Annotated in this window: 17 protein-coding genes; 8 read left to right on the top strand and 9 right to left on the bottom strand. The window is 68.7% G+C overall.

Features of this window, described 5'->3' with window-relative positions; translation table 11 throughout:
* The first annotated feature begins 8 nt into the window (after positions 1 to 8).
* The 8 genes from AN478_RS02245 to AN478_RS02210 are packed head-to-tail and all read left to right on the top strand — an operon-like array spanning position 9 to position 7,273.
* Complete coding sequence (locus AN478_RS02245; protein ID WP_054964998.1) at positions 9 to 1,634, top strand: sensor histidine kinase; 1,626 nt, start codon at positions 9 to 11, stop codon at positions 1,632 to 1,634.
* The gene (locus AN478_RS02240) at positions 1,606 to 2,973 is read left to right on the top strand and encodes a sigma-54-dependent transcriptional regulator (RefSeq protein ID WP_054964997.1); all 1,368 of its coding nucleotides are present in this window, start codon (positions 1,606 to 1,608) and stop codon (positions 2,971 to 2,973) included. The genes AN478_RS02245 and AN478_RS02240 overlap by 29 nt, the downstream gene beginning before the upstream one ends.
* Positions 2,970 to 3,800: a prepilin peptidase gene (locus AN478_RS02235; protein ID WP_054964996.1), complete on the top strand. Its 831-nt coding sequence runs from the start codon at positions 2,970 to 2,972 to the stop codon at positions 3,798 to 3,800. Before AN478_RS02240 ends, AN478_RS02235 begins: the two co-directional genes overlap by 4 nt.
* On the top strand, positions 3,767 to 4,255 hold the full coding sequence (locus AN478_RS02230; protein ID WP_054964995.1) for a hypothetical protein: 489 nt from the start codon (positions 3,767 to 3,769) through the stop codon (positions 4,253 to 4,255). Before AN478_RS02235 ends, AN478_RS02230 begins: the two co-directional genes overlap by 34 nt.
* A gap of 1 nt (position 4,256) precedes the next feature.
* Positions 4,257 to 4,880 carry a dephospho-CoA kinase gene (coaE, locus tag AN478_RS02225; RefSeq protein ID WP_054964994.1) on the top strand — a complete coding sequence of 208 codons (624 nt, stop codon included), beginning with the start codon at positions 4,257 to 4,259 and terminating at the stop codon, positions 4,878 to 4,880.
* Positions 4,877 to 5,491 carry an ATP-binding cassette domain-containing protein gene (locus AN478_RS02220; RefSeq protein WP_054964993.1) on the top strand — a complete coding sequence of 205 codons (615 nt, stop codon included), beginning with the start codon at positions 4,877 to 4,879 and terminating at the stop codon, positions 5,489 to 5,491. Before coaE ends, AN478_RS02220 begins: the two co-directional genes overlap by 4 nt.
* Positions 5,446 to 6,201, top strand: coding sequence for a cell division protein ZapD (gene zapD, locus AN478_RS02215; RefSeq protein WP_054964992.1), 756 nt, complete (start codon positions 5,446 to 5,448; stop codon positions 6,199 to 6,201). The genes AN478_RS02220 and zapD overlap by 46 nt, the downstream gene beginning before the upstream one ends.
* Positions 6,202 to 6,256: 55 nt before the next feature.
* Complete coding sequence (locus AN478_RS02210; RefSeq protein ID WP_054964991.1) at positions 6,257 to 7,273, top strand: class 1 fructose-bisphosphatase; 1,017 nt, start codon at positions 6,257 to 6,259, stop codon at positions 7,271 to 7,273.
* Between the two features lie 262 nt (positions 7,274 to 7,535).
* Here the strand turns inward: AN478_RS02210 and ccoS are convergent, their stop codons facing one another.
* From ccoS to cyoE, 9 genes are all read right to left on the bottom strand, one after another.
* The gene (gene ccoS, locus AN478_RS02205) at positions 7,536 to 7,778 is read right to left on the bottom strand and encodes a cbb3-type cytochrome oxidase assembly protein CcoS (RefSeq protein ID WP_054964990.1); all 243 of its coding nucleotides are present in this window, start codon (positions 7,776 to 7,778) and stop codon (positions 7,536 to 7,538) included.
* 17 nt (positions 7,779 to 7,795) lie between these two features.
* Entirely contained in the window at positions 7,796 to 10,270 is a 2,475-nt protein-coding gene (locus AN478_RS02200) for a heavy metal translocating P-type ATPase (protein ID WP_231627314.1), read from the bottom strand.
* A complete protein-coding gene (locus AN478_RS02195; RefSeq protein ID WP_054964989.1) occupies positions 10,270 to 10,800 on the bottom strand; it encodes a FixH family protein in 531 nt (176 codons plus the stop codon). The genes AN478_RS02200 and AN478_RS02195 overlap by 1 nt, the downstream gene beginning before the upstream one ends.
* Before the next feature lie 127 nt (positions 10,801 to 10,927).
* Positions 10,928 to 12,343: a cytochrome c oxidase accessory protein CcoG gene (ccoG, locus tag AN478_RS02190; RefSeq protein ID WP_054964988.1), complete on the bottom strand. Its 1,416-nt coding sequence runs from the start codon at positions 12,341 to 12,343 to the stop codon at positions 10,928 to 10,930.
* A gap of 183 nt (positions 12,344 to 12,526) precedes the next feature.
* On the bottom strand, positions 12,527 to 13,390 hold the full coding sequence (gene ccoP / locus AN478_RS02185) for a cytochrome-c oxidase, cbb3-type subunit III (RefSeq protein WP_054964987.1): 864 nt from the start codon (positions 13,388 to 13,390) through the stop codon (positions 12,527 to 12,529).
* Positions 13,377 to 13,622: a cbb3-type cytochrome oxidase subunit 3 gene (locus AN478_RS02180; protein WP_054964986.1), complete on the bottom strand. Its 246-nt coding sequence runs from the start codon at positions 13,620 to 13,622 to the stop codon at positions 13,377 to 13,379. Before AN478_RS02180 ends, ccoP begins: the two co-directional genes overlap by 14 nt.
* A 33-nt stretch (positions 13,623 to 13,655) precedes the next feature.
* The gene (gene ccoO, locus AN478_RS02175) at positions 13,656 to 14,399 is read right to left on the bottom strand and encodes a cytochrome-c oxidase, cbb3-type subunit II (RefSeq protein WP_054964985.1); all 744 of its coding nucleotides are present in this window, start codon (positions 14,397 to 14,399) and stop codon (positions 13,656 to 13,658) included.
* A gap of 30 nt (positions 14,400 to 14,429) precedes the next feature.
* The gene (ccoN, locus tag AN478_RS02170; RefSeq protein ID WP_054964984.1) at positions 14,430 to 15,890 is read right to left on the bottom strand and encodes a cytochrome-c oxidase, cbb3-type subunit I; all 1,461 of its coding nucleotides are present in this window, start codon (positions 15,888 to 15,890) and stop codon (positions 14,430 to 14,432) included.
* Positions 15,891 to 16,155: 265 nt separating this feature from the next.
* Positions 16,156 to 17,085 carry a heme o synthase gene (gene cyoE, locus AN478_RS02165; protein ID WP_231627313.1) on the bottom strand — a complete coding sequence of 310 codons (930 nt, stop codon included), beginning with the start codon at positions 17,083 to 17,085 and terminating at the stop codon, positions 16,156 to 16,158.
* Between the last annotated feature and the right edge of the window lie 11 nt (positions 17,086 to 17,096).

The following is a 17,096-nucleotide window of genomic DNA, read 5'->3' as shown; positions in this document are numbered from 1 at the left end:
TCGACACCATGCCCAACGGCTGGACGCCTTCCCTCGCCAACCTGCGGCGGTCGGTTCTCTACCGGACAGCGCTGGTTCTGTTGTTGGCTGCCGTCACGGTTCGCTGGGGGCAGCTGGCTCCCTTCGAACCTCTCGCCCTCCGCGATCTCGCCGCGGCCCTGTGGATCGAGGTAGTGGTGGGCCTGTGGGTCCTCTACCGGCTGCGCGCCGGGGGGCACCCCGTCCGCCTTGCCGGAGCGCTGGTGGTCGGGGACTTCCTGGCCGCCACCCACCTCGTATGGTTCTCCGGTCCCATCGACGGGCCCCTGGTGTTCCTCTACCCCCTGGTGGTGGTCTCCTCCAGCTTTTTGCTCGGGCCGGGGGTCTCCTTCTACGCGGCTGCCGCGGCCTTCCTGCTGCAGGGACTGGGCTACCTGCTCCTAGGCGGGCCGGAGCCCGACGTCGCCATCCGCGCCCTGGCGCTGCAGGGCCTGCTGCTTGTTGCCCTGGCGGCGCTGAGCGACGGCCTGACCACCCGGCTCCTGCGCCATCAACAGCAGGCCCACCGCCGGGCCCAGGACGTCCACACCCTCACCGCCCTGACCGAGCAGGTTCTGGACCGCGTGGACAACGGTCTACTGGTGGTGGAGGACCAGGGGGCCATCCGTTTCGCCAACCCCCAGGCCGACCGCTTCCTGGCCCCCGCCCCCGCGCCCGAGCTGGAGCAGCTGGACAGCCGCAGCCCCCGGCTTTTCCGGGCCTTTCGCCAATGGCGGCGGGGCCTCGGCCCGGAGACCGGGGAGCTCCAGGCCGAATCCTACGGAGAGCCGCACCAGGAGCCCCACGTCCTCGCCTTCCGCTTCACCCCCCTCGGCTTCCCCGGGCACCAGACCACCCTGATCAGCCTCTACGATCTCACCGAGGCCCGGCGACGGCAGCACGCCCAGGAGCTCACCGAGCGTTTGGCCGCCCTCGGGCGGCTGTCCGCTAACCTTGCCCACGAGATCCGGAACCCCTTAAGCTCCATCCAGCACGCCGGACAGCTCCTGGACGAGCAAGGCGCCGACGGCCGCCTGACGGGCATCATCCAGCGCGAGACCCGACGCCTGGACGAGTGGGTGGAGACCCTCCTCCGCCACCTCCGCCCCCCCAACGGACAGGCGCGGGAGCTGGAGGTGGGACCCATGCTGGAGGGGGCCGTCCGCCTGCTGGCCAGCGAGTCCGGCCCGGAAAATCCGGGCTGTTTCCACTGGGAGGCCCCGGATGGGCTGACGGCCTGCGTGGACGAGGGCCACCTGCAGCAGATCCTGTGGAACCTGGGGGTCAACGCCGTCCGGCACGGCGGCGCCTCCGCCGATACGCCGGGGCGGATCCGCGCCCGGGCGGCGGGGGCCGAGCGGGTCCGGCTGGAGGTCCTGGACCACGGCCCGGGGATTTCCGAGCGGCTGCGCGAGACGGTCTTCGAGCCCTTCTACACCACCTCGCCCGAGGGGACGGGCCTGGGCCTGGGACTGATCCGGGAGCTGGTGGAAGCCAATCACGGTACAATCGCCATCGGCGACCGGCCGGGCGGGGGAGCCTGCGTCGCCGTGGAACTGCCGCGACACTGTTCAAAGGGGGAAACAGGTGAATCCGGTCCTGCTCATAGTGGATGACGAGCCCTCCATACGGGAGCTCATCGGCCTCACCGTGGAGCCGCTCGGCTTCGAGGTGCGCGAGGCCGGGACTCTCGCCGAGGCCCGGCAGGCGCTCGCTGAGGAGGCCCCGGACCTGATCCTCACCGACCTGCGGCTGCCCGACGGCAACGGCATGGCCCTGGTGGAGGAGAGCGCCGCGCTGCGTCCGGCGCCGGCGGTGGCAGTGATAACCGCCTATGGCACCCCGGAGAGCGCCGTGGAGGCAATGCGGGCCGGGGCCTACGACTACCTGTCCAAGCCCATCGACACCAACCGGCTGCGCGCCTTGGCCCAGCACGGCCTGCGCCTTACCCAGGCGGCGAGCGCCGAGCCGGAAGAGCTGGACTCGGACCTAGTGGGCCAGAGCGCCACCATGGATGCCGTGCGCTCCCGCGTGGCACGGGTGGCGCGCAGCGAGGCCCCGGTGCTGATCACCGGCGAAAGCGGCACCGGCAAGGAGCTGGTAGCCCGCTCCATCCACAAGGCCAGCCTGCGGGCCCGCCATCCCTTCGTCCCGGTGAACTGCGCCGCCATCCCCGAGCACCTCATCGAGAGCGAGCTGTTCGGCTACCACAAGGGGGCCTTCACTGGCGCCGCCACAAACAAGAAGGGCCTGTTCCAGGAGGCGGAAGGGGGCACCCTGTTCCTGGACGAGGTGGGGGACCTGGGCCTGTCCGTGCAGGCCAACCTGCTGCGCGCCCTCCAGGAGCGGGCCATCCGGCCCCTGGGGGCCACCCGCGAGATCCCGGTGGACGTGCGCATCCTCGCCGCCACCAACAAGGACCTAGAAGAGGAAGTGGAGGCGGGCCGCTTCCGGGAGGACCTGTACTACCGCCTGGACGTGCTGCAGATCCACCTTCCCGCCCTCCGCGAGCACCCGGAGGACATCCCCGAGATCGCCACAGCCCTGCTCGCCCGCCGTTTCCGCCGCCGGGACGATCCGCCGCCACCCATCCTGAGCCCGGGGGCCCTGGACAGGCTGCGGGCCATGCCTCTGCGCGGCAACGTCCGCGAGCTGGAGAACATCCTGGAGCGGGCGGTAAGCCTGACCGACGGCGACACCATCCCCGCCGAGAACGTCCAGGGCGGCCGCGAGCGCGCCGCCTCGGAGGCGGAAGCGGCGGAGGAAGCCGCCGCCGCGACGGAAACCCCCATGGGCGGGGGGTTCCAGCTCGACCACCACCTGGCAGAGGTGGAGCGCGGCCTGATCCGTCAGGCCCTGGAGGCCACCGGCGGCAACAAGACCGCCGCCGCCCACCGGCTGGGGGTGAGCCTGCGCTCCCTGCGCTACCGCATCCAGAAGCTGGGGATGGAATGAGCCCCGAAACCGGTCTTCTCGTTGCCGCCACCGGCCTGCTGGGCCTGATCGTGGGCAGCTTCCTGAACGTGGTGGCCCACCGCCTGCCTCGCGCGGCCTCCATCGTCCGTCCCGCCTCCGCCTGCCCAGAGTGTGGCCACCGCCTGAGCCCCTGGGAGAACATCCCCCTGCTCAGCTACCTGATCCTGCGCGGCCGCTGCCGGGGCTGCGGGTCCCCCATCTCGGCGACCTACCCGCTTACCGAGCTGGCCGCCGGCATCCTCGGCGCGGTGACAGCCTGGGTCATCGGGCCGGTCTGGACCCTGGGCCCCGCCCTGGTGTTCACCTGGCTTCTGCTGGTGCTGACCCGTATCGACCTGGACCTGCAGCTCCTGCCGAACCGGCTCACCCTGCCGCTGGGCGCCCTGGGGCTGCTGTACGCGCTGGCCGCCGCCTTCCTCGCGCTTCCCGCCGTCCCGCCCGGCGCCCCGGGGGCCCCGCCGAGCCTGCTGGCCGCCGGCCTGGGGGCCCTGCTCGGGTACGGGCTGCTGTTCCTGGCGGGCTGGGCCTACCAGCGGGCCACCGGCCGGGAGGGGCTCGGCGGGGGCGACCTCAAGCTGCTGGGCGCCCTCGGCGCCTGGATCGGGCCCGTGGCGGTTCTGCTCACCTTGTTCCTGGCGGCCCTGATGGGTAGCCTAATCGGTGGCCTGCTGATCCTCCTGCGGGGGGGCGACAGGCACTTGGCCATCCCCTTCGGGCCCTTCCTGGCGGCCGGCGGATGGATCCTGTTCCTCTGGAAGGATGCGATTATCCGATGGTATTTCGCCTTGTCGGGATTATCGGGCTGACCCTCCTGCCCTGGCTGGCCCATGCAGGGGAGGTGAGCGTTCACCAAGCCCTGGGGAAGTGGCTCCGCGATAACGGCGTCGGCAGCGCTTCCTACCAGCCGAAGGAGGGGGCGAGGGGCCGTCCCGCGGACTGGCCCGAATGGCTCCTTCGCCCTAAAGGAGCGGACGCCCTGAACCGCCACTTCCTGGGGCGGGGCATCTTCCCCGAGGCCACCGGCCTGGGCTGGGAGGAGGACTCCGGGGCCGTGCGCCTCTTCGGCGCCCGCAAAGAGGCATCGGGAATGCGGCTGGCGGTGGACCGCGACGGCCAGCGCCCGGTGCTGCTGCGGGATGCCGACGGGGTGGTCTGGCGGTTCCGGGAAGTCCGCCAGCAGAACGGACGCGCCTCCGGGCTGCCACAGGAGATCGTACGGACGGGCCCGGAGGGAGAGCGCACCGTCTACGTCCTGCGCTGACATGCTCCTCGTCGGCCTCACCGGGGGCATCGGCTCCGGGAAGAGCTCGGTGAGCCGGGCCTTCGGCGAGCTGGGGGCCCATGTCCTCGATGCCGACGAGCTGGCCCGGGAGGTGCTGGCCCCCGGCTCCGGGGCCCTGGACGAGGTAGTAGCCGCCCTGGGCCGGGATCTCCTAACGGCGGAAGGGCAGCTGGACCGGGCCCGGCTGGCCGAGCGCGTCTTCTCCGACGACGAGGCCCGTTCCACCTTGGAGGCCATCCTCCACCCGCGAATCAACGCCCTGGCCCACTCCCGGGCGCAGGCCCTCGGCGAACGGTTCCCCGGGGCGGTGGTCCTCTACGACGCCGCCCTGCTGCTGGAATCGGGGGCCCGGGACATGGTGGACCGGGTGGCGGTGGTGGACGTGGACCCCGAGGTGCAGGTCCAGCGGGCCGTCGCCCGGGGGGACCGCGACGCCGAGCAGGTGCGCGCCATCATGGCCGCCCAGTGGCCCCGGGAGCGGCGGCTCCGGTACGCCGACGACCGGATCGACAACAACGGCCCCTGGGCCGAGACCGAGGGGCAGGTGCGGGAGCTCATGGAGCGCTATCGCCGCCTGGCCGCTCAGGAGGGCCGGGGGCGGTGAGCGGTCTGGCCCTGGAGGACGTCTCCCTGGGTCCCTTGGGCGGGGTGCGCCTCGCCCTGGGGTCCGGCGAGGTGGGCTGGGCCCAGGGGGCCACCGGTAGCGGCAAGACCCTGCTCCTCTACCTGGCGGCGGGTCTGGCGCTCCCGGAGGAGGGCAGGGTGATTCTGAACGGGTCGGCCCCGGAACCGGACCGGGTCGCCATGCTCTTCCAGAACCCCGACTACCAGCTTCTCGCCCCGAGCGTCGAGGCGGACGTCGGCATGAACGCCCGCTCCCCCGAGGATGCGGAGGCGACCCTGGAGCTGGCCGGTTGCCGGTCGTTCCGGGACCGGGCCCCGGAATCCCTCACCCCCGGGCAGCGGCGACGGGTGGCCTTGGCGGGGGTACTGGCCGCCGCGCCCGATCTGGCCCTCCTTGACCTGCCCTTCGCCGGCCTGGGCCGGGAGGAGGCCGAGCGCCTCTGGCGCAGCTGCCGGCAGCGGCTGGTGAACGCCGGGGCCACTGTGCTGGTCACGGGGGAGCCCGTGGGGGAGGCCGCAAACGATGCCATCTGGGAGGTGGAGCAATGGCTCCGGGCGACGCCGCAGAGCACGTCTACGAATTCCCCCTGAGCGGGACCATGGCCGGCCTTCTGGAACTGGAGGCCGTGGTCCGGACCCTGGAGGAGGCCCGCCACTGGGAGGTGCCCGTCTTCCAGCACATGGCGGCCGCGCGCCTGGCCGGGTACCTGGGGGAGATCGCCCCCGAGGGGCTGGAGACGGGCCTCATCCGGGAGACCCGGCGGTGGACCGAGTATTTGGGGGATCTCGCCGCCCGGCCCGGGGCCGACACCGACAAGGTGCAACGCCTCCGCAGCGGGCTTGACCAGCTCGCCGATCGCCTGCCGCGTGATTGGCCCGCGTACTTCCAGGCCCTGGAGGAGGATCCCTGGATCGCGGCCTACCGGGCCTCTCTGCGCCCGGACGCGGAGCCCGACGTCCGGCTCGGAAGCGCGGCCTGGGCGGCCTCGCCCGATGCCGCCGACCGCTTCGACCGCTGGCTGGAGCTACTGGGCCCCGTGCGCACCGCCGGGGAGACCATCCTGCGCCTGCTGCGCGATTCCCTGCAGCGCGAGGAGCTCCGGCTGGACGGCGAGGGCCATACCCTGGAATGGGACCGGGCGCCCATCAGCGGGCTGGTGGAGGTCCGGGTGCTCGGGGCCCCGTCCCTGCCGTCCTTCGAGCCCGGCCCCACCGGGGTGCGGGTCGGCCTGCATACCTCCGACCGCCTCGCCGTCTCCCCGGAGCCGGTGGACGTGGTCCTGGGCTGGTTTACCCTGTAGGGTCCCCCATTTCCCGATTTTGCACTTGAAGCCCTATCAAGCCTGAGGAATCTTCATGGATATCGGCACGACGCTGACGCACTTCCTCCTGGAGGAGGAACGCAAGTACAACGACGCCTCCGGGGAGTTCACCCGGCTGATGAGCGACCTGACCACGGCCATCCGGGCCATCTCCAGCGCGGTGAACCGCGCCGGGATCGAGGACGTGCTCGGCCAGGCCGGGGCCACCAACGTCCAGGGCGAGGAGCAGAAGAAGCTGGATGTGCTCGCCAATACCCTGATCCTCCAGTCCATGGAAGCCATGGGCCACGTGGCGGGCCTAGCCTCGGAGGAGATGGACGAGCCCTACGCCATCCCCGCCGGCTACCCCAAGGGCAAGTACCTGCTGGTCTTCGACCCCCTGGACGGCTCCAGCAACATCGACGTCAACATCAGCGTCGGCACCATCTTCTCCATCCTCAAGGCCCCGCGGCCGGGGGTGGACGCCACCGTGGAGGACTTCCTCCAGGCGGGCGCCGAGCAGGTGGCCGCGGGCTACACGGTCTACGGCGGCTGCACCCAGCTGATCTACTCCACCGGCAACGGCGTGCACGCCTTCACCCTGGATCCCCACGTCGGCGAGTTCGTCCTCGCCAACCAGGACCTCAAGATCCCCCACGAGACCGCCGAGTACGCCATCAACGCCAGCAACCGGCGGTTCTGGGAGCCGGCCATCCAACAGTACGTGCAGGACTGCGAGGAGGGCAAGGACGGCCCCTGCGGCAAGAACTTCAACATGCGCTGGGTGGGGTCCATGGTGGCCGATTTCCACCGCATCCTCATGCGCGGCGGTGTGTTCCTGTACCCCCGCGACCTGAAGAAGCCCGAGCAGCCCGGCAAGCTGCGCCTGCTCTACGAGGCCAACCCCATGGGCTTCCTGGCCGAGCAGGCCGGCGGCGCCTGCACGGACGGCATGCGGCGGATGCTGGACATCCAGCCCGAATCCCTCCACCAGCGGGTGCCGGTGGTCATCGGCTCCAAGGAGGAGGTGGACCGGGTGCGGGAATACTACGAGAAGTACGGAAGCGCCTAGGGAAGGGGATTTCCCCGGGAAAGCAAAAGGCCTGCTCCGAGGAGCAGGCCTTTTTCGCGCAAAGGAGGAGGTTCTACCGCGTCGGGGCGGTTAGCCGCCGAGGACGACGGAGAAGAAGCTGGTGTACGCCAGGGTCACAAGGGCGACCACCACGCCGAGAGTAATGCGGGTATGATCCATCGTTCCAGTCTCCCGTAAATCCGACAAATTCAGTCAGGATAATTGGATTGAAATATTAATCTATATTTATTTTCTCCGTTTTTCAAGATCCGGAAGGGCGGTCCTCGTCCCGCGGCTCCTCCCCATCGCCGTCTTTCGCCTCTTCCCTGCCTTGTTCCCGCTGGCGGTTGAAGGGGATGCGCGGGTCGTCGTCGTCGTGGAGGATGCGGTAGGCGGGACCTTCCAGGTCGTCGAACTGGCCGCTCTTGATGGCCCAGAACAGGGCCGCGAGGGCGAACCCCACCAGCACCAGCACAATGGGCAGCAGGGCGAACAGGGTCTCCATGACGTTCCTCCCGTCGCTTAGGCGTGGGGGACCGGGGCGGGGGCCCGAGCCGCGGCCCGGGCCCGTTGCCGTCCCAGCCCTCGCAGGCGCAGGGCATTGCCCACCACCATCAGGCTCGAGGCGGGCATGAGGATAGCGGCCATCCAGGGGGCCACCCAGCCCAGGGCCGCCAGGGGGACCACCAGGGCGTTGTAGCCGAAGGACAGCTTCAGGTTCTGCCGGATGTTGCGCAGGGCCGCCTCTCCGATGTGGGCCACCTCGGGGAGGCGCTCCAGGCGGTTGGACAGCAGGATGAAGTCGGCCGATGCACGGGCCGCCTGAACCCCCGCGCCCATAGCGAAGGAGACGTCCGCCCCGGCCAGCACCGGGCCGTCGTTCAGGCCGTCGCCCACCACCGCCACCACCTCGCCCTGCCGTTGCCAGGCCCGCACCAGGTCCAGCTTGTCCTCGGGCCGCTGCCGGGCGTGCACCTCCCCGATCCCGGCCTGGCGCGCCAGACTACCTGCCGCCGCCTCGCTGTCGCCGGTGACCATGCTCACCGCCCAGCCGCGCTCCCGCAGCGCCGCGACAGTGGCACGCGCCTCGGGCCGGGGCTCATCAGCGATGCCGAACACCGCCTCCCAGCCCGTCTCGCTGGCCAGCCCCACCACGGTCTCGCCACGGCCGTCCATGCGGGTGGCCTCGGCGGCTAGGACCTCCGGGGCGGCGCCCGCCTGTTCCGCCACCCAGCCGTAGGCCCCCACCCAGTACCGGCGGCCCTCCAGGTGGCCGCTCACTCCCCGTCCCGGGAAGTTCTCCAGCCGCTCGCCCGGCTCCCCGGGATCGTCCGCGGCGCCCACCAGGGCTGCGGCCACCGGATGCTCCGAGGCCTGCTCCAGGGCGGCCGCCCGCTTCAGGGCCCCGGGGTGGCCCTTCCAGGCGCTGAGCCGCAGACGGCCCCGGGTCAGGGTCCCCGTCTTGTCGAAGACCACCCGGGTGACCTCGGAGAGGGTCTCCAGGGCCTCACCCCGGGCGGCCAGGACACCCCGTTTAGCCAACTCGCCGGTGGCCACCACCAGGGCCGTGGGGGTGGCCAGGGCCAGGGCGCACGGGCAGGTGACGATGAGCAGGGCGACCACGATCCAGAAGGCCCGCTCCGGGTCGTAGACCCACCAGGCCGCGCCCACCACCGTCGCCGTGGCCAACAGGGCCCAGACGAACCAGCGCGAGGCCCGCTCGGCCTGCCGGGCGATCCGCGGGCGGGCCGCCTGGGCGTCCTCCAACAGGCGCAGGACCCCGGACATGAACGTCTCCTCGCCCACCCGCTCCACCTGGATGGTGAGCGGCCCCTCGCCGTTGGTGGTGCCGCCGAGCACGGTCTCGCCCGGGCCGCGGTGCACGGGGGTCTGCTCCCCGGTGAGGGCCGACTCGTTCACGTCCGAGTGCCCCTCGGCGACGGTGCCGTCCACCGGGATGGTCTCCCCCGGCACCACGCGCACCCGGTCGCCGCTTTGCAGATCGCCCACCGGCACCCATGCGGTGCCGCCGTCCGCTTCCAGGCGCCGGGCCATGTTGGGCACCAGCTTGGAAAGCTCCTCGTTGGCCTCGGCGGCCCGCTTGCGGGCGTTCATCTCCAGGTAGCGGCTGGTGAGGAGGAAGAGGACGAACATGGCCATGGTCTCGAAATACACGTCCCCCCGCCCGGAGACCGTGGCCCAGGAGGAGGCGGCGAAGGTCAGCCCCAGGGCCAGCGCCACCGGGATGTCCATGCTGCCCTGCCCGCGCCGCAGGCTCGACCAGGCCCCCGTGAAGAAGGGCCGGGCGGAATAGGCCACCACCGGTACCGCCAAGGCGAAGGAGATCCAGCGGAAGAATTCCAGGAAGCGCTCGTCGATGGGGTAGAAGTCGGCGGCGTAAATGCCCACCGCGATCATCATGAGCTGCACCGCGCCCATGGCGGCCACGCCGATGCGCTTGAGGAGGTCGCGGCGCTCGCGGGCGATGGCCGCCTCTTGGCGCTCGGGATCGTAGGGGTGGGCGGTGTAGCCGATGGCGCCGATGCGCTGCAGGATCTGGGAGAGGGTGATGCGCTCCGGATCCCAGCGGACCCGTGCCCGATGGGTGGTGTAGTTCACCTGCGCATCGAGGATGCCTGGGGTCTGCTGCAGCTGGCGCTCGTTCAGCCAGATGCAGGCGGCGCAGGTGATCCCCTCCAGGATCAGCGAGGCCTCGCGCGCCGCTCCATCGTCGCGTACGAAGCTGCGCTGCACCTCCTCGCGGTCGAGGAGCTCGGCACCGCCCAGCTCCGCGGGGACGGCCTCCTCGGGGCGCTCCGGGAAGGCCGTGCGCTGTTGGTAGTAATCCACCAGCCCGGCGCGGTCAATGGCCTCGGCAACGGCCCGGCAGCCGGCGCAGCAGAAGGAGGCCTCCTCCCCGGCAACGGTTCCCCGCCACGGGTCGCCCCCGGGGACCGGAAGCCCGCAATGGAAGCACCCCGCCGCGGAAGAGGGCACTACAACGCCTCCTCCACCCAAAGGAATCGCCGGGCGGTGTACTCCTTGCCGTCATCGCGAAGGGTGGTGTAGATCGTCCAATTGCCGGGCCGGGGCAGTTCCACCCGGCCGAAGTAGCTGCCGTCGCCCCGGGCGCCCAGGCGCACCTTGCGGTCCACCCGGGAATTCACGTTGCGCACGAAGTGAACGAGGACCTCCCCGTCGCGGATGGTGCGGCCCTGATCGTCCTGGGCAAAGACCTCGATCTCCAGCTCGTTGCCCACCGTGGGCAGGCTGTCGATGCTGGTGGCCACCTGCCAGCCCAGCTGCTCCTGTTCCTCCAGACTCGCGGAGTATTCGTTGAACTTCTCGTAGTTCTCGAAGTAGTTGTTCACCACCGAGCCCGGATAATCGCGCTGGGCCAGATAGACCATGGTGGCGCTGTAGCCCAGCACCGTGGTGGCAAAGACCACGGCGGCCAGGATCCACAACCGCAGGGCCCGCCGGGTCTTGTGGGCCTCGGAGCTCTGGGTCTCGGACTGGGTGCTCATACGTGCCTAACTCCTGGAGGCTGGGACGCGATTACCGCTTGGAAAACCCTTGGCCGCAAGCCCCCATTCGGGCCCACGGCCTGTAGGTCCGGGGCCAAGGAGACCCCCGCGCCTGACGCTTCAGGCGCTAAAGGTGCTGCTCGGGGGTATAGAACAAGGCGCTGGCCTCGCTGGACTCCGGCTCCCCGCCTCCGGAAACGTCGGTCCGCACCGCGCGGAAGGTGAAATGGCTGCGAGGGCTCTCCAGCCGGTCCGGATCCACCCAGACGTAGGCGCGCACCGTCTGGTTGGCTCCCGGGTCCACGCTTAACTCCTGGAAGCCTCCCTGGATCTCGTATTCCGCCCCGGCCAGGCCCTCCATGGTTAGCCGGTACCGATGGGTCTCCTGGTCCTTGTTGTTCACCCGGAGCTCGTAGACGTTCTTGATCCGGCCGTCCGGCTCCAGGATGAAGTTGGGATTGCGGACCTTCGCCACGTTCAGGTCCATCAGGGACTGCGTGGCGATGCTGTAGCCGAGCGCCGCTGTGGCCGCCAACAGGACGGCGGCATACCCCAGGATCTTGGGCCGCAGGAGGTGGGTCTTGCCGCCCTCGAGCTCGTTTTCCGACGTGTAGCGGATCAGGCCCTGGGGAAAGCCCTGGCTCTCCATGATCGTGTTGCAGGCATCAATGCACAGCCCGCAGGTGATGCACTGGTACTGCTGCCCCTCACGGATATCGATGCCGGTGGGGCAGACCTTCACGCAGTAGCCGCAATCGATGCAGTCGCCCTTGCCCGCCGCTACGCGGTCCTCGTAACTCTCGCCCCGCTTGGGCGGCTGGCGCCCCTGGGAGCGCTCCCCGCGGTTGGGGTCGTAGGCGACGATGAGAGTGTCCTTGTCGAACATGGCCCCCTGAAAACGGGCATAAGGGCACATGTACGTACACACCTGCTCCCGCGCCCAGCCGGCCATGGTGTAGGTGGTGGCGGTGAGCAGCCCGGCCGTGAAAAGGGCCTGCACGTGGGCCTGGAAGGTCAGGTACTGGTACCAGAGCTGGAAGGCATCGGCGAAGTACAGGGTGAAGGTGATGCCCGTGATCAGGGCCACCCCGAGCCACAGGGCGTGCTTGAGGGTCTTCTTGATCGCCTTGTCGGCGTTCAGGGGCTGCTTGTCCAGCCGGATCCGCCGGCTGCGGCCCCCTTCCACCTTCTCCTCGATCCACATGAAGAGGTCGGACCACAGGGTCTGGAAACAGAAATAGCCGCAGAACACGCGCCCGGCCAGGCTGGTTACGAAGAACAGGGCCACCGCGGCGATAAACAGCAGTCCGGAAAGCCAGATGATGTCCTCGGGGGCCACTCGCAGGCCGAAGAGGAAGAACTGGCGGCCCGGGATATCGAAGAGCACGGCCTGCCGATCCCCCCAGCGCACGTAGGGCAGGAGGAAGTACACCGCGTAGGCGACCACCAGGATGGCGGTCTTCATGCGACGGAAGAAACCGTGCACGGACTGGGGATAGACTTTCTCGTGGGCTGCGTATAGGCCTTCGGTTTGCTCGGCCATGGGCTATCCTCTCGCGGGAAGCTGGCGGGGCATTGGGATCTAAATATAAGTATAATCTAATATAAAAGCCGGGTCACCGCATTGGACAACGGGCTCGGACCTCGATTCCCCGTGCCCAAACAAAACAGGCCGGGCGCATGCCCGGCCTGCCGTACCCATCCCACCGCTAGGGTAGGGACCGATTCACTGGCCCCCGCCCAGGGCGTGGACGTAGGCGGTGAGGATCTTGATCTCGCTCTCGGAGAGCCGGTCCTGCCAGGCGGGCATCTCGCCCTGGCGGCCCTGAACGAGGGTCTCGATCACGGTTTCCTTCTCGCCGCCGTAGAACCAGATGGCGTCGGTCAGGTTGGGGGCGCCGAGGGTCTGGTTGCCCTTCGCGTCCTGGCCGTGGCAGGCGTAGCAGGCGGCCTGGTCCCCGTGGAAGATCTCCTCGCCCTGCTCGATCTTCTGGGGATCCTGGGCCCAGTCCTCACCGGCTAGGTCGCCCACATAGGTGGCCACCGCCTCGATCTCCTGATCGGAGAGCTTGTCCTCGTGGGCGGGCATGTAGCCGTTGCGCCCGTTGATGAGGGTCTGCCGGATGTCGGAGTGCGTCCCGCCGTACAGCCAGTCGCTATCCGCCAGGTTTGGGTAGTGGCCCACCACTCCCTGGCCGCCGGCGCCGTGGCAGGCGGAGCAGTTGTCCCCGAACAGCACCTTCCCGGAGGAGTTCACGAAGTTCATGAGGTCCTCATCCTTCGCGATGGCCGCCGGGCTCATCTCGGCGATCTTGTTCAGGGCGTCGAACCGTTCCGGGTACTGCTCCCGCAGGGTCGCCTCGGACGTGGCCTCCTGGAGCTTGGCTCGCTTGGAGTAGTCCAGGACGCCCTGGGTGTAGCTCCCGCCCATGGGCCAGGCCGGGTAGAGGACCCAGTAGACCACGGCGAACACCACGGTCGCGTAGAAGACCCACACCCACCACTGGGGCAGCGGGTTGTTGTACTCGGCCAGGTCCCCGTCCCAGGTATGCCCCGTGGTCTGGACCTGATGCTTTTCATTGCTGGCCATCGTCGGCACTCCCCTTGCGCTCTTCTTCGCTGGACTTCTCCTTGCCCGTTTCCGCGTCCTCGTCATCCAGGGGGATGTACCGATAGCTGTCGAAGCGCTTTTTGCGGTGCTTCCCGGTGAATACGTAGATGAGGATGCCGCAGAAGGTCAGGAAGAAGATCACCGTGGCGATCTGACCCGCCGTCTGCATATCCGTCAGGGCTTCGGAGATCCATGCGAATAATTCGGTCATTTTCCTATCCCGCGGCGCGGGGCCGCCCGGGCTCTAGAAGCCCCGGGAGCGGCCCTGCTCCGGCTCGCTGTACTCGTCGAAGTCCACCATGGTGCCGAGGACCTGGAGGTAGGCGACGATAGCGTCCATCTCGGTCAGCTTGCTCGGATCGCCATCGAAATTGCCTTCCTCGGCCTCGGCCTTGAGGGACTCCTCGGCGTTGGGGATGTGCAGCCGCTCGGCCACGTCCTCGCCCCAGCGTTCCACGTTCTTCTGGTACAGCTCGTCCTCACCCTCTTCGGTGTAGGGGACGCCGACGGCCTTGAGGGCCCGCATGCGGGCCTGCAGCTGGCTGTAGTCCAGCTCCTCCATCAGGTGCGGATAGTTGGGCATGACCGACTCGGGAACCACCGAGCGCGGCGCGATCAGGTGCTGTACCTGCCACTCGTTGGAGTACTTCCCGCCCACGCGCGCCAGGTCCGGCCCGGTGCGCTTGGAGCCCCACTGGAAGGGATGGGAGTACTTGCTCTCGGCGGCCAGGGAGTAATGGCCGTAGCGGATCTCCTCATCCCGGAAGGGGCGGACCTGCTGCGAGTGGCAGAGGTAGCAGCCCTCCTTGACGTAGATATCGCGGCCCCGCTGCTCCAGGGGCGTAAAGGGCCGTACGCTTTCCACCTCCTCCACCGTATCGTCGATGTAGAAGAGCGGGACGATCTCCACCAGCCCCCCGACGCTGACCACGATCAGCGTCAGGATGGTCATCAGGCCAATGTTCTTCTCGATATTTTCGTGTCGCATGTAGCGAGCTCCTTCGCGCCGAAAGGCCGCTTACGCCCGGGCGGCGGCCGGCTGGGCGGCCTTGGCCTGAGCGATGGTCTTATAGCAGTTGTAGGTGAGCAGGATCATGCCGGCGAGGTAGAGGATCCCGCCGAAGGCCCGCATCGCGTAGAAGGGATGCATGGCCTCCACCGACTCCGCGAAGGTGTAGACGAGGTTGCCGTACTCGTCGAAGGCCCGCCACATCAGGCCCTGCAGGATGCCGCTGATCCACATGGCGACGATGTAGAACAGCACGCCCAGAGTCGCCAGCCAGAAGTGCACGTTGGCCAGCCGGGTGCTGTACAGCTCGGTGTTCCACAGGCGCGGGATCAGGTGGTACAGGGAGCCGAAGGTGATCATGCCCACCCAGCCGAGCGCGCCGGAGTGCACGTGCCCCACCGTCCAGTCGGTGTAGTGGGACAGGGCGTTCACGTTCTGCAGCGCCATCATGGGCCCTTCAAAGGTGGACATGCCGTAGAAGGACAGCGCCACCACCATGAACTTGATGATCGGGTCGGTGCGCAGCTTCTCCCAGGCCCCGGACAGGGTCATGATGCCGTTGATCATGCCGCCCCAGGAGGGCATGAGCAGCATGATGGAGAAGGTGGCGCCGAGGGTGGACACCCAGTCGGGCAGGGCGGTCCAGTGCAGGTGGTGGGGGCCGGCCCACATGTACAGGAAGATCAGCGCCCAGAAGTGAATGATGGACAGCCGGTAGGAGTACACCGGGCGGCCGGCCTGCTTGGGCACGAAGTAGTACATCATGCCGAGGAAGGCGGCGGTCAGGTAGAAGCCCACGGCGTTATGGCCGTACCACCACTGCGTCATGGCGTCCTGCACCCCGGAGAACAGGGAGTAGGACCACATGGAGTTCCAGGCGATGGGCACTTGGAGGTTGTTGAAGATGTGGAGCAGGGCGGTGGTCACGATGAAGGCGAGATAGAACCAGTTGGCCACGTAGATGTGGGGCTGGCGGCGCTTCATGATGGTGCCAATGAACACCACGAAGTAGGCGACCCAGACCAGGGCGATCAAGATATCCACCGGCCAGGGCATCTCCGCGTACTCGCGGCTCTGCGTGTAGCCGAGGACGTAGCTGATCACCGTCAGGACGATGATGGCCTGCCAGCCCCAGAAGGTGAAGCTGGCCAGCTTGTCGCCGAACAGCCGCGCCTGGCAGGTGCGCTGCACCACGTAGTAGGAGGTAGCGAACAGGGCCGAGCCGCCGAAGGCGAAGATCACACCGCTGGTGTGCACAGGCCGCAGCCGGCTGAAGTTCAGGAATTCGCTGCTACCCGTGAGCGCGTACATGAGCTCCGGGTACGCGAGCTCGAGGGCGATGAACACCCCCATGAACATCCCTACGATGCCCCAGACCAGCGTCATCACCGCGAATTGGCGTATAACGTGGTAGTTATACTCCTCGTTGACGCCCGTCTGGCCGGCGGTTGCTGCTTGCGCCTGTGCCATGGTCTCCCCTCCGGCTTGTTCTCTTTGGGCTGGATATACGTCCGTCGGAGCCTCCGCCGACTCCGGTTAGTAATAACTCACCCTGGAAATGCGGAACAATATCCTACGCGCATGGCCTAATCCAAGGCAATAGATTCGGCATATAAGAATATGCTTTATACGGCGAGATCCCGCAAAAACATTGTGGAATTATAAGCGTAGACCCCCGCCTGTCAAACCCTGCCGGGGACAGGGTCGGCGGGGGCCGAGGGCGGGGCCGGGTGGGTCAGGCCAGTAAGCCGCCCAGGAGGGGAAGGTAGGCGTCGACGAACAGGACGGCGAACAGGGCCATCAAGTAGAAAATGGAATAGCCGAAGGTGGGCATGGCGTACCGCGCGTCGTCACCGGTGACCAGTAGGGCCAACGCCTGGCCCAGGAAGCCCGCCCCCAGGCCCATCGCCCCCACCAGGTAGATCCATCCGCTCATTCCGGTGGCAAAGGGCAGCAGTGAGACCAGCACCAGGAGCACGGTGTACAGTAGGAGGTGCAGCCGGGTCAGGGCCACCCCGTGGGTGACCGGCAGCATGGGGATCTCCGCCTCGGCGTAGTCCCTGTACCGGGCGATGGCCAGGGCCCAGAAGTGGGGCGGGGTCCAGGCGAAGATGATCAGGAACAGCAACAAGGCGTGCGGCTGGACCTCCCCCGTCACCGCCACCCAGCCCAGCACCGGGGGCGCCGCCCCCGCCGCGCCGCCGATGACGATGTTCTGGGGCGTAGCCCGCTTCAGGAACACGGTGTAGACCACCGCGTAGCCCACCAGGGAGGCGAAGGTCAGCCAGGCCGTCAGGGGGTTCACCAGCCAGATCAGCAGGGCCATGCCCGCCAGGCCCAACGCGAAGGCGAAGCCGAGGGCCCCCGCCCGGTTCAGGTGGCCGGTGGGCAGCGGCCGCCGCTTGGTCCGGGCCATGCGGGCGTCCACCTCCTCGTCCACCACGTGGTTGATGGCCGCGCCGGAAGCGGCGCACAGGGCGATGCCCAGGGTCCCGAACAGGAAGGCCCCCAGCGGCACGGCGCCCGGGGAGGCCAGGAACATGCCCACCATGGCCGTGAACACGATCAGCGCCACCACCCGGGGCTTGCAGAGCTCGTAGTAATCCCGCCAGTGGGCCCGGACCTGCCCGCCCACCAGGGCCATTTTCGTCGGTGCTTGCGGCATGTCTTCCCCTT

The organism is Thiohalorhabdus denitrificans (genome assembly GCF_001399755.1).
GTDB lineage: Bacteria > Pseudomonadota > Gammaproteobacteria > Thiohalorhabdales > Thiohalorhabdaceae > Thiohalorhabdus > Thiohalorhabdus denitrificans.
Note: the sequence above shows the minus strand (reverse complement) of the source record. Positions and strands in the feature narration are given on the sequence as shown.